General features: G+C 23.9%; 13 protein-coding genes. All 13 read right to left on the bottom strand.

The features are described from left to right. Position 1: 1 nt before the first annotated feature. From ACZ5OA_RS02250 to tviB, 13 genes are read right to left on the bottom strand one after another with little or no spacing between them, the layout of a single operon-like run. A complete protein-coding gene (locus ACZ5OA_RS02250; protein WP_464907903.1) occupies positions 2–592 on the bottom strand; it encodes a sugar transferase in 591 nt (196 codons plus the stop codon). Next, positions 589–2,715: an STT3 domain-containing protein gene (locus ACZ5OA_RS02245; protein ID WP_464907902.1), complete on the bottom strand. Its 2,127-nt coding sequence runs from the start codon at positions 2,713–2,715 to the stop codon at positions 589–591. Before ACZ5OA_RS02245 ends, ACZ5OA_RS02250 begins: the two co-directional genes overlap by 4 nt. Next, positions 2,699–3,706, bottom strand: a complete 1,008-nt coding sequence (locus ACZ5OA_RS02240) for a glycosyltransferase family 2 protein (protein ID WP_464907901.1) — start codon at positions 3,704–3,706, stop codon at positions 2,699–2,701. The genes ACZ5OA_RS02245 and ACZ5OA_RS02240 overlap by 17 nt, the downstream gene beginning before the upstream one ends. Next, a complete protein-coding gene (locus ACZ5OA_RS02235) occupies positions 3,679–4,569 on the bottom strand; it encodes a glycosyltransferase family 9 protein (protein ID WP_464907900.1) in 891 nt (296 codons plus the stop codon). The genes ACZ5OA_RS02240 and ACZ5OA_RS02235 overlap by 28 nt, the downstream gene beginning before the upstream one ends. Then, positions 4,569–5,621 carry a glycosyltransferase family 4 protein gene (locus tag ACZ5OA_RS02230; RefSeq protein WP_464907899.1) on the bottom strand — a complete coding sequence of 351 codons (1,053 nt, stop codon included), beginning with the start codon at positions 5,619–5,621 and terminating at the stop codon, positions 4,569–4,571. The genes ACZ5OA_RS02235 and ACZ5OA_RS02230 overlap by 1 nt, the downstream gene beginning before the upstream one ends. After that, entirely contained in the window at positions 5,618–6,817 is a 1,200-nt protein-coding gene (locus tag ACZ5OA_RS02225; protein WP_464907898.1) for an MATE family efflux transporter, read from the bottom strand. Before ACZ5OA_RS02225 ends, ACZ5OA_RS02230 begins: the two co-directional genes overlap by 4 nt. Then, positions 6,814–7,497 carry a CDP-alcohol phosphatidyltransferase family protein gene (locus ACZ5OA_RS02220; protein WP_464907897.1) on the bottom strand — a complete coding sequence of 228 codons (684 nt, stop codon included), beginning with the start codon at positions 7,495–7,497 and terminating at the stop codon, positions 6,814–6,816. Before ACZ5OA_RS02220 ends, ACZ5OA_RS02225 begins: the two co-directional genes overlap by 4 nt. Next, on the bottom strand, positions 7,491–8,078 hold the full coding sequence (locus tag ACZ5OA_RS02215) for a CDP-alcohol phosphatidyltransferase family protein (RefSeq protein WP_464907896.1): 588 nt from the start codon (positions 8,076–8,078) through the stop codon (positions 7,491–7,493). Before ACZ5OA_RS02215 ends, ACZ5OA_RS02220 begins: the two co-directional genes overlap by 7 nt. Next, complete coding sequence (locus tag ACZ5OA_RS02210; RefSeq protein ID WP_464907895.1) at positions 8,075–8,533, bottom strand: FAD synthase family protein; 459 nt, start codon at positions 8,531–8,533, stop codon at positions 8,075–8,077. Before ACZ5OA_RS02210 ends, ACZ5OA_RS02215 begins: the two co-directional genes overlap by 4 nt. Beyond that, positions 8,530–10,278 (bottom strand): methyltransferase domain-containing protein, encoded by a 1,749-nt coding sequence (locus ACZ5OA_RS02205; RefSeq protein WP_464907894.1) that lies wholly within the window; start codon positions 10,276–10,278, stop codon positions 8,530–8,532. Before ACZ5OA_RS02205 ends, ACZ5OA_RS02210 begins: the two co-directional genes overlap by 4 nt. Further along, on the bottom strand, positions 10,259–11,419 hold the full coding sequence (wecB, locus tag ACZ5OA_RS02200; protein WP_464907893.1) for a non-hydrolyzing UDP-N-acetylglucosamine 2-epimerase: 1,161 nt from the start codon (positions 11,417–11,419) through the stop codon (positions 10,259–10,261). The genes ACZ5OA_RS02205 and wecB overlap by 20 nt, the downstream gene beginning before the upstream one ends. Next, entirely contained in the window at positions 11,409–12,209 is an 801-nt protein-coding gene (locus ACZ5OA_RS02195) for a DNA ligase (protein WP_464908311.1), read from the bottom strand. The genes wecB and ACZ5OA_RS02195 overlap by 11 nt, the downstream gene beginning before the upstream one ends. Continuing rightward, the gene (gene tviB, locus ACZ5OA_RS02190; protein ID WP_464907892.1) at positions 12,209–13,480 is read right to left on the bottom strand and encodes a Vi polysaccharide biosynthesis UDP-N-acetylglucosamine C-6 dehydrogenase TviB; all 1,272 of its coding nucleotides are present in this window, start codon (positions 13,478–13,480) and stop codon (positions 12,209–12,211) included. Before tviB ends, ACZ5OA_RS02195 begins: the two co-directional genes overlap by 1 nt. Between the last annotated feature and the right edge of the window lie 6 nt (positions 13,481–13,486).

Raw genomic sequence — 13,486 nt, 5'->3', positions numbered from 1 at the left:
ATTAACCTTTTATAGTTTTTTTAATAAATTCTATATCTTTTTTTAATGACCAATTTTTAATATACTCTTTATTAATTTTAACTTTATCTGGCCAAATAACTTTATCATTATTTTCAGTTGGATTATCAACTTGTGCTAAAATTTCTTCTTCATTTTTATATTTTAAACTTGCTGGTCCCGTAATTCCAGGTTTTATACTTAAAACTATTCTATCATCACCTTCTAATTTGTCAGCATATCCTGGAACATCTGGCCTAGGCCCCACAAATGACATATCACCAATTAAAACATTCCAGAGTTGAGGTAATTCATCTATTTTATATTTTCTAAATATTTTACCATATTTTGTAATTCTATTATCATTTACGGTGGTAATAGTTGTACCTTTACTTGAAGACATTGTTTTTATTTTATATATTTTAAAAGGTTTTCCATTTTCTCCAATTCTAATTTGAGAAAACATACCATTTGATTTTGTTTCAATAGTTGCTAAAATCCAAACAATTAAAATAATAGGCCAAGTTAAAAAGAGTCCTATTAAAGATAAAATAACATCAAAACTTCTTTTAATTAATTTATCTTGACTACTCATTTTATTTTATAAATCTTCATCACAGGATTTAAAATAACTGGCTCAAACAAATTTTTATTATAATTTTCAAACACAAACATTTGAATAAATGTTGAATTATAATAATAATCATCCGCAATTATTGCTCTACCATAACTATTCATCAAAATTAAATTTAATCCATTTTGTGAAACTCTTTGAACTTTCTTAATTAATTTACCACTTTTTGAATATTGAACCATTGCAAGAGTTTTTACTGGTACTTTATTTCTCCCAAAAAATAAAATACCTCTTTTTAAATCTAATGGAATTTTACCAATAAATAGATAATTTCCTTTTTTTCTAATATTTCCTTGATAAAGAAAATGACTTCTATAAACATTTCCATTATTTAAATCTCTATTACTAAAATAGGCAATCGTTGGTAAAATATTAAACATTCTATAAGGAAGCATCAAATAAATATTTCTATTTAATTTTATATTTAGATTTTCATTTCCAATTTTATCTAAATAGTTGCTCACATCGATAGGCTTTCCATTTTTGGCAAATAATTGAGGTGCAACTGTTGTATTTGTTTCTACATATTTTTTAATTGAAATTTTTGATAAATTTGCTGCTAATTTTTGATTATCTGTTGTTAAAATTTTAGATACTAAAAAATTATCTTCATTATGTTTCCCACCATCAATTAATGTATTTATATGTGCATAATACCAAATAGGATATCCATAATCCCACCATGTAATTGCATAATCTTTTGGAGTTGATTTATCTTTTAACTGTTCTAAAACTTTTACTTCATTTTTATTAAAAGTAGTAGGTGTAAGATATGGCCTACTTTTTAAAGGATATATTTTTTGGATTGAACTTAAAAATGTACTATTTTCACAACATCCTACAATATGAGAAATATTTGGTAGAAGTAATACAAGTGTTCCAAATATAGGAATTAGAATTTTCCATTTTCCATTTTCCATTTTCCATTTTTCAGCAAGCCATACAAAAAAATAAACTCCACTAATAGCTGCAATAGGAACCGCGTAAACTGTAAATCTAAGTCCTCCAACAAAAGCAAAAAACCCAATTCCCCAAAGAGATAAAGCAATTATAAACTCTTTATATCTTTTTACAAGTAAAATATAACCAATTATAGATATAACGATTCCAACACTTGAACCAATTATTCTATCAAAAACAATATTCCAAGGAATATGACTTGCTTCACTAATTGTTCTATTTACATTTAGAAATTGTAAGCCATCTGCTTTTTGAGTAGAAGTAGAATAGGATAAAATTTTACCTAAAATAATCCCAAAAACATTTCCAGTTATAAAAAATCCTAAAAATAGAATTCCTGATAAAATTTGTAAATTTTTAAGTTCTATTTTTTTGACTTTAAATAAATAAAAAAGTCCAATAATAGCAATTACTCTAATTTCCCAATTAATATCCATTAAAGCAATAGAAAAAATAGCAATAAACTTATAAGTAAATTCATCTTTGAAATTAAAAATTAGTAAATATAAAAATGATAAAATTCCCATTCCATAGACAATAGAAAGGCCTTGGTCATATGCCCAAGGATAAAAAATAGTCGTAATTCCACCTAAAAGAATAAAAATTAATGATTTATGCTTAATAGATGCTAAAACAAAATATAAAATTAACATTGGAAGCATTGCAGAAAACATATCTGTATCATAATATCCCGCTAATGTTCTATTGTAATAACTCCATCCAATACTTCCAATAAGTGCTGCGAAAAATCCCCAATATATATTTTTATAAAGTTTTCCAATCAAAATTATAGGAATAACTACTAAAGATGAAATTATTGGTGGAAGATAAAGCATTAAATTATCAATACTAATATGAAAAAATTTCGATAAATATGCTGTTATAACTGCTGTTCCATAACTATAAGTACCTGTTAACCTTGGATTATATTTATGTAAATGTTCAACAATTTTTTGCGCTTCACTTCCAAAAAAATATCCATCAGGATTATTTATCATAAGTTGATTGTGAAAGAAAAATTGAGGATAATTGCTCGCCCAACCTATCCAATAAATGTGAAACAGATAACTAAATATATAAGCTACAATAATTAAACCTAAAACCATTTTATTTTCTTTTGTCATATTTTTCCTTTAAAACCTTAAATATACCCATTAAACTACCAATTCCATAACTAAAATGCAAAATTAAAAATGATGATAATTGATAGAAAAAGTTTGTATTCTTTTTTATTTGAAAACTTCTAAATGAAATTATACTTAAATAGCTCAAAGAAATAAATAAAAACAGATATAAAAATATTTTATTTATAAAACTTAATAAAAGTGTAAAAATTAAAGTTAATACAAAAATTAAAGGTATGAAATGCCTTAATGAGAGTGAATTTAATGAATTTGTATAGAAAGCCGTTAAAATATTCCATAAACCATTATTAAAATTATTTTTTGCTAAATCTTTATAATTTTCTCTTGCAAAATAAGTACATTTAATCTCTGGGATAATATAAATTTTCCCATCACTATTTTTAATTCTTTTATTCAATTCTATATCTTGATTTCTAACAAGTCTTTCATCATATAATCCCACTTTTTCAAAAATCTCTCTTTTATAACACCCAAAAGGAACTGTATCTACCTCTTTTATTTCACTAACTCCACTTCTAAAAGCACTTCCAACTCCTAATCTATCACTTAAAACATTTTTTATTGAATTGGAAATTTTATTTTTATTTTTAATTTCGGTAATAACGACTCCCCCAACATTATCAGCATTAAGTTTCTTATGCCAATAAATAAGCTTATTAAAATAATCTTTTGGATAACTTGAATGTGCATCAAGTCTAATAATATATTCTCCTTTTGCCTCTTTTATTCCTATATTCATAGCAACTGGAACAATTTTTTTAGGATTATTTAATAATTTAAAAAAAGAATATTGTTTTTGATACTCTTTTATTATTTCAACTGTTTTATCACAACTTCCACCATCAACAAGCAAAATTTCCATTTTATTTTTATCATAATCACTTTCTACAATTGAGTCTAAACATTTTACTATATATTTTTCTTCGTTGTAAATAGGAATTATTATAGATATTTTTGGCAAATTTTCCATACTTTCTCACTTTCTAAATTTTTTAAACAATCATACCTATCACATACTAATTTATCAGTAGACGGATCAAAACAAGGTCTACAATCCATATTTAAAAAAATACTTTCATTATTTTTTCTATATCCACCTGTCTCTTTTTCATTTGTCATACCAAAAATTGTAATAGTATTAATATTTGTAGCATAACCTATATGCATAAGTCCATTATCATTTCCAATTAATAAATCTAAATTGGCAATAGTTCCTATAACATTTTCTAAACTATCTTTTATTATTGTTACATCTAAATCTTTAAAAAACTCTTCTAACTCATTTTCATTATTTCCAATAAAAACGAGTTTATTTCCATCAATTTTATTTATTAATTCTCTATATTTTTCTTTATCCCATCTTTTAAATTTCTGTTTAAAACCACTTCCTACAGCAAAACCTACATTTTTTACATCTTTTTTTATATAGTCTTTATAATTTTTTATATAAATGTAAGGTTCTTTATCTATTGTATTTAAAAGTGGCTTAACTATTTCCAAATTCATATCTATTCTGTGAATATCTCTTTTTTGTTCCATAGAAAATATTTTTTTAATCATTAACATTTTTCCAAGAAATTTAATTTTTTTAGGATTTGTTCCCGCAGTTGCTACTAAATAATCATATTTCATAAAAAATTTTATAAGTTCTTTATAAGATTTTAATTCATAAATTTTATCTATAAAATAATTATTTTTTAAAATAACTTTTGCAAAACCTCCAAAAACCGCTAAATCAACTTTATATCCACTTTCTTTAAGACTTTTAAGCATAGGAGTTGCCAAAATTAAATCTCCCATGCCCCACGAGTGAAGAACTAATATTTTTTTCATCAAATTAAACCTTTAATAAATTTTTCAACTTTTTTACTCTGTTTTTTCCAAGCATAAGAACTAAAATCATATTTAACCTCATCAAACTCTTTTTTCATACAATTATGAAATTTATCTATTTCACAAAATTCAATAAAAGGAAAATTTTTTATTTTTAACCCTTTTAAAGGAGTTGAAATAACATAACTTCCCGCTAGTCCATATTCAAGTGCTTTGATAGGTAAAGCATTATTTGTAAAATTATTTAATTCAAATGGAATTAAGCCAACATCTATTGTTTTAAAATAATTTGCTACTTCACTTGGTGAAATTCTCCCTATAAAAAGAACATCTTTATTATATTTTTTAACTAAATTTTTATAAAACTCTCCATTATTTCCACCTACAATCAAAAATTTAGTTGAATTATTTTTTATTTTTAAATACTCTTTTATTGCTTTTTCTATACCTGTCCATTTCTCAATTCCACCAATGAAACCAAAAACTTTTTTTCCTTCTAAATTTAATTCTTTTTTTAAACTTTTTGCTTTTTGAAATCTATCAATATAGACACCATTTTCTATTGTTATAGTCTTTTTATTTAAACTTTTAATTTTTTCTTCTAAAATTTCTGTAACACAAATAACACCTTTAGAATTTTTAATATCTTTTTTAATTTTTTTAACTCTTGTTTTGTTTAGTCCAATATCACTATTTTCGCTAATATGGTCATCTACTAAATCATAAATAACAGGAACAAATATATTTTTTATATCAAATAATAGTGCATTTGCATTTACAACAACATCTATTTTTAATTTTTTAATAAGTTTATTTAACATAAAAGTATTTATTTTAGTTGCAAATTTTTCTGGTTTGAATAATAAAGGAATCTTTATTTTTTTTCCATTAATTTCATATTTTAAAGATAAAATTTGTGATTTTATTTTAGATAATAAAGATGAATTATTAATTTCCCAATATAAATAATAACTATTACTATTTTTTGCAAATTCATAAACTCTATTTATAACTGTTGTGTTTGGAACATGTGGAATAAAAAGTATATTCATTTCAAAACCTTTTTTCTATATATAACTGAAAACAAAAACATTATAAAAAAAGCACTATCCAAACTAAAGATTAAAGTTTTAGCTGGTTCTATATTTAGTTTAAAAAGTAGATAAAAAACTATAAAAAAAGTTAAACTTCCTGTTACCCTAACTATTAATGCTAAATCAAATCTATTACTTCCCTTTATAATATTTAGTGCAAATGTTGTATAAGCAATAAATGGTAAAAAAGGTAACATATAATTAAGTAATTTATAACTATCTTTATATGTTGGAGGAAAAACAAAAGTAATTATAAATTTTGTAAAAAATGTACTTAAACAAAGTAATAGAAAAAAGATAATTAAATATTTAATAAGTTTTTTTTCTATTCTAACTATTTCAAAAATTTCTTTATTTGCAATAAATTTAGATATTTGAGGAAAAGTAAGACTATTAAGAGGATAAACAAAAATAGCAACTAAAGAAAAAAATATACTTCTAACAACTACTTGATATTCTCCTAAAATATCTTGATTATGATAAAAATATAAAAAAATAATACCACTCATACTTATAAATAATCCACTAAATGAATACATTAAAGAGCTCAAAACACTATTTTTAAAAAAATCTTTTATTTCTAAAAAATTACATTTTTTTTCATTTATAAGCATATTAGAAAATATTTTAAGATATAAAATTCTGGCAATATAAGCAGATAAAAATCCTATAATCAATAAATTCACTCCATTTGTAAATAAAGAAGCTATAAAAAATCCACTTATAAGTCCTAAAGACATAATTAAATTTTCAAAAATCATTATTTTATACTTTTTTTGAGATGCATTTATATAAGATAAATAAACCATATAACTGTTAAAAATAAATAATAAAATTAAAAAATAGAGAGGATAAGAAAAAGACAATGTTTTATAATATATTATTTCTATCAATAATAAAATTATACTTAAAATTAAAAATATTCTTTTATACCAAAAAATTACTTTTTCATAATCTCCATTATCATAGGCAACAACTAAAGAATCTTTAAAACCACTAAAAAACATTATAGCAATAGCTATTGTATCCATAAATGTATAAAAAATTCCTAATTCATTTTTAGATATTTTATAAGATAAATAAATTTTAAATAAAAAATTCATACCCATTACTAAAATAGTTATAATAGATGAAGAAAATAAAAGTTTTTTCATTTAACTTTTTTTAAAACAGCATAAAATTTAATTGAAAACTGAAATATTAAAATAAAAAAAGCTAAATATACAAATATAACATTTTGAAAAATAGGATACAAAAATAATAATAATCCTTCTACTTCAATTGTTGAAGGCAAAGGTTGAATGTTTTTTTGCTGCATAAAAGAAAAATATTTCCCTAGTAAACTTGTATTAGATGAATTTTTTATATCTTTTGTAATACTTTCGCTACCTTGATAAAACAACATATCATTATATTTATTAATTAAACAGCTAAAAAACAATAATAACAATAAGATAATTAACAAATCATATTGATTTAATTTTATAAATAAAACTACAAATAAAATGGGTGCTTTTATCCAATCTGTAAAAACATCAAAAAATGCTCCAAATTTTGATGTTTGATTAGTAACTCTTGCTAATGAGCCATCAACAATGTCCAATATATAACTAAATTGATACAAAAATGCACCTAAAACAAAATATTCATACCAAAAAGCAACTCCAGAAAAAACAGCAAATAACAAACTCATGAATGTTATTTGATTTGGAGTAATTTTTGTTTTATTAGCAATAAATTTCGTAATTATTAATGTTAACTTTAAATTTATAATTAAATCCCACCAATTTCTTTGTTTAAAGACTCTTTTAATATCAATATATTCTACTACCATTTGTAAATCCTATAAAAATAAAAAATAACACCAATAATATATATTAATAATAACAAAAATAAAATTTGTTCATAAAACAAACTTATGCTTAAAAATAAAACTACAAAACTTCTATTTAATAAATATATAGGAAAAAATATTATTTTTTCAATTTTATTTAATTTTGCAAATTGAACTTTAGAATAAATTATTATATCTTGAATATAAACAAATAACATATTTAAAAAAATTAATAAACTGATATAGAAAACATTATATTTATATACAAACACCACTAATAGTAAATTTTCTACAATTCTATCTGAAATATTATCTAAAAAAGCTCCCTTTTTGGAAAATATTTTAGTTGCACGAGCTAACTGACCATCTACACAATCAAACAAAAAAGATAAATGTAACAATAAAAAAGATAATAATTTATGATCATATAAAAAAAATATTGGAGATAATACTCCTAAGATCAAACTAAATACCGTTATTTGATTTGGTGTTACTTTAGTATTTATTAAAGCTAAAGTTATTTTATAAGCTATTTTCTGATAAAAATAATATGATAAAAAATCTGTATACTTTATAATCATTCGAAATGCTTTATTATTTCATCTACTTCATATTTTAGTTTTTTTAAATTTTCAACGTTAATATTTAAATATTCTTTTATCCTATCTTTCAGTAGCGTTGTTGAAATTTTTTCTGTTCTTTTTAAATATACAACTTGACAATATTCTTTAAGATAATCAAATTTTCCAGTCCAATCATCACCCATCACAAAAATATCTATATTATATTTTTTGATATCTTCAATCTTTTGTTCCCAATTATTTTCAGGAAATGCAAAATTCACATATTTATTACTTTTTATAATTTCCACTCTATCTTTATAAGGGATAAATGGTTTTTTATTTTTTAAACTATTAAATTCATCCGTTGATACACCAACATATAATTCATCACCTAATTCATTAGCTCTTCTTAATAAATTTAGATGACCAATATGAAACATATCAAATGTACCATATGTTATTACTCTTTTCATAATATTACTCCTTCAATCAAATAATATCTATTTACAAATTTTTTACCATTTCCTTCAATTATTTCAATACTTTTCATTTTAAATCCATTTCTTTGTAAAATCTTTACCCATTCTTGCTTAGAATACCATTTTTCTCTAAAAGGTGAATCAAAAGGATACATCCATTTACCTTTTAATTCTAAAATAGGTTTTAAAATTCCTAAAATAGAATGAGTATTTCTCTCTCCTATAATTATTTCACTATTTTCTTTAATTACTCTTTTTATCTCTTTTAATGCACTATTTATATAAGTATGTTGTAATACTTCAAAACTCATAACAACATCAAAGAAATTATCTTCAAAAGGAATATTATATATACTTCCTTTTAAAATATTATTTTCATTAAATACAGGGTCAATACCAAAGAATTCAATATTATTAAACTCTTTTTTAAGCTCGTTTATAATGACACCTTTTCCACACCCAATATCTAAAACTTTTATATTTTTATCTTTAGGTAAAATAACCTTTAATCTTTTAATATACTCTTTATCCATATAAGATAAATCTGAAGTTACAACATTTGAAGCAATATTAAAAGCAGTTCCTACAAAGCTTTCTTGTTCTTTTTCTCTAGTTAAATTCTCATACATAAGCAAAGTATCTATAAAAAATTTATTTGTCCAATTTACAAAATCAAAACTTCCATATTTTCCCCAAAAAGGAACAGAAGCACTAAATCCGCCTTTCATTATTGAACTTTTTAATTGTTTTGCTTTAAGATAAAAAATAGTATTTATTGCACATATTTTAAAGTCTTCATCTTTTGTAATTTTATAAAGCCTTAAAGCTACTCCAGCCCATTGAGCAAGTCCAGTTAGGCATCTTTCACTATTTATACAATTAAAATTATTATCATATTGAGAACATAAAATTAAATCTCTATTTAAATTTATGTTTTTAAATATATTTACATTTTTTAAAACAGCATCTAAAATTCTTTCATCTTTATTTAATTCATAAATATCTAAAAGACCTTCTAAAACATAAATCAAAGTATGTAAAAAAGCAGGAACACCTTCTAAAAAAGAAGAATGATTGAAAAATCCTTTTTCATCTTGATTTTGCAATACCCAATCTATATTTTTTAAAGCATATTTTTGAATTTTATCATCATTTGCTAAATATCCATAATAAAACATTGCAGCCGCAACTCTTGAATAATAAGTATGAGATTCTTGATTATAAGCAACTTTTCTCCAACTTCCATTTTCTTCTTGATTATTAGCAAGCCAATAACTTGCTTTTTTTGCCGCTTCTAGATATTTCAGTTCTTTTGTTTTTTCATATAAAAAATTAAGTCCAATTAAACATTGACCAGTATCAAAAGCAAAAGATTTTTGATTATCTATTTCACTAAAACTCCCATCTTCATTTTGAATCTTTAAAAGCCACTCTCCTGCATTTTTTGCCGAAGCAATATATTTATCATCGTTTAAATATTCTCCAACTTCCCATATTGACGGAATAATATAACCTGTTGTTTCAATATAACTTTTGTCTCTACCACTAATAAATGAAAATTTTCTGCTATATCCAAAATCTTCATTTTGCATATATAATAACCAATCAGCACTCATTTTTAAATGAGTTTTATTATCAAAAATAGTTTCATCAAATATAGACTTAATTGATGCTTGTAAAATTTTTGGATATTTTAAAGTATTTCCAAGTCCATATAACTTATATATTTTTTGTTTCAATTAAAAATTCCTTTATTCTTTCACAAGCTTTCCCATCACCATATGGATTATGTGCTTTACTCATTCTTTCATATTCTTTTTTATCATCAATAAGTTTTTGAGCCTCTTTGATAATTTTTTCTTTATTTGTTCCTACAAGTTTAACCGTCCCTGCCTCTACTGCTTCTGGTCTTTCTGTTGTATTTCTCATTACTAATACTGGTTTACCTAATGAAGGAGCTTCTTCTTGTACTCCTCCACTATCAGTAATTATAAAATATGATTTATTCATCAAATATATAAATTCTTCATATTGAAGTGGGTTTATTAAATATATATTTGGTATATCTGAAAGTATTTCTTTTACTGGTTTTTGAACATTTGGATTAAGATGAACTGGATAAACTATATCAATATTTGGATTATTTATTGCAATTATTTTCAAAGCTTCACAAATATTTATAAATCCATCTCCAAAGTTTTCTCTTCTATGTCCTGTAACAAGAATAAATTGAGAATTAAGAATTGAAAATTGAGAATTATTAAATTTTAATTCTATATCTTTTTCTATTTTTTCTTTTAATAATTTCTCATTTTTTATTTTATCTAACGCTAACAATAAAGCATCAATAACTGTATTTCCAGTTACTATTATGTTTTTAGGATTTTTATTTTCTTTTAAAAGATTATTTCTACTAGTTTCAGTAGGAGCAAAATGATAATTTGCTAATACGCCTGTTAATTGTCTATTAGCTTCTTCTGGAAAAGGAGAATATAAATCATTAGTTCTAAGTCCTGCTTCTACATGTCCAACTTTAATTTTTTGGTAAAAAGCTGCAAGACTTGCTGAAAAAGTCGTAGTTGTATCACCATGAACTAAGACAATATCAGGCTGGAAATCTTCCAAAACACTTTTTATACTCAAAAGTACATTTGAAGTAATATCATATAAATCTTGACCAGGTTTCATAAGATTAAGATCATAATCAGGTTTAATATCAAATATATTAAGTACTTGATCAAGCATTTCTCTATGTTGTGCAGTTACACATACTTTTGATTCTATTGTAGTTTCTCTTTCTAGAGCTTTTACAAGTGGAGCCATTTTAATTGCTTCTGGTCGTGTTCCAAACACTAATAATATTTTTAATTTATTTAACATTTCTAACCCTCATAAAAACAGGAAATCTTGGCATTCCATTTTTAGTAAATTCTTTATATTTAAAAGTTACAATACTCCCAATTGCGGGAGGATTTTTTCTATCTTTATTACTAAATCCACTTCCTAGTTTAAAAATTTTACCATTTTTTAATTCACATTTTAAAGCACCCATTTGATTTTTAAATTTTCCTTTGCCTTTTGTGTAACCTACAACTTTACATTCTGTATCGTAAAAACTCTTAACTTTAAGCGCTTTACTTGTTCGTTTTGCAATGTAAAAGGCATTTGGGTCGCGAACTACTACCCCTTCGCCACCTTTTTTTTCAATACTTTTCAGAAATCTTTTCATATTTTGTTTTGATTTTACAGGTATTTGAGGAATAATTCTAATTATTTTACTTTCATAAGGTTTAACTTTTTTTAATCTTTCAAAAAGTTTTCCTTTAGCATTTGGAACTTCAAAAATATTATAAGTTATTTCTTTCCACTCTTTTGAAGGAGTTTTATCTCTCACAATTGATGAAATATTATTAAAATCGCCTCTTTTAGTCCATAATTCTCCATCTATTTCAAAAGGTGGGAAATTTTTTGTAAACCATTTTGGTGCGTGAATTATTTTACCACCTCTTGAGATAAGTTTTTTACCATTCCAATACCCTCTAATCCCATCTAGTTTTTCACTCATCACCCAACCACTAATATTTTGATCTTTGTAAACTTTCAAAAGCCATAAATTTGGTTTATTGGCTAAAAGTATAAGTGGTAAAAGAAAAAAGAGTAAAAATTTAATCACAATCTTCCATCCACACTATTTTTATCCAAAACACTTTTAATATCATAAACAACCTTATTTAATTTAGAATTGATAGTTGATAATTGAGAATTTAATTTCTTAAATTCATTATGTGCTACAGCCAAAACTATTCCATTATAATTATCCATTTTCAATTGTTTATTATCAATTAAATCAAGGTTATATTCTCTTTTAACTTCTTTTGCATCAGCCCAAGGATCATATACATCTACATTACATCCAAAATCTTGAAGTTCTTTTATAACATCTATAACTCTTGAATTTCTAATATCTGGACAATTTTCTTTGAATGTTATTCCTAATACTAATACTTTACTTCCTGCAATTTTATGCTCTTTTTTTATCATTAGTTTTATTACTTGATTTGCAACATAAATTCCCATATTATCATTTAATCTTCTACCAGCTAATATTATTTCAGGATTATATCCTATCTCTTGTGCTTTGTGAGTTAGGTAATATGGATCTACTCCTATACAATGTCCTCCAACTAATCCTGGTTTAAATGGTAAAAAGTTCCATTTTGTTCCTGCTGCTGCTAAAACTTCATTTGTATCAATATTTAATTTATTGAAAATAAGTGATAATTCATTTATAAATGCAATATTTATATCTCTTTGAGAATTTTCTATTACTTTAGCGGCTTCTGCTACTTTTAGAGAGCTTGCTTTGAAAGTTCCTGCTGTTATTATTGATTTATATAAATCATCAACTTTATCTGCTATTTCAGGAGTACTTCCACTTGTTACTTTAAGTATTTTAGTAACTGTATGTCTTTTATCTCCTGGATTGATTCTTTCTGGAGAATATCCACAAAAGAAATCTTTATTAAATTTAAGTCCACTTTTTTCAAGTTCTGGTACACAAACTTCTTCTGTAGCTCCTGGATATACAGTTGATTCATAAATAACTATATCTCCATTTTTTAATACTTTAGAAATGCTTTGACTGGCTTTTATTAAAGGAGTTAAATCTGGTTTTTTATATTTATCAATTGGAGTTGGAACAGTAACTATATAAATATTGCAATTTTTTATATCATCTAAATTTGAAGTAAATTTCATTTTATTGTTTATTGCTTCTTTTACTTGGCTCTCTGAAAGCTCTAATGTTCTATCATATCCACTTGAAAGCTCTTTTATTCTCTCTTCATAAATATCAAACCCAACTACTGGATATTTAAAACTAAATGCGTGAGCTAAAGGAAGCCCTACATATCCAAGCCCGATGACAGCAATTTTATTCATAATATT

It is taken from the genome of Thioreductor micantisoli (assembly GCF_055392745.1).
The sequence above is the reverse complement of the archived record's forward strand: the minus strand, read 5'-3'. Positions and strand labels throughout refer to the sequence as shown.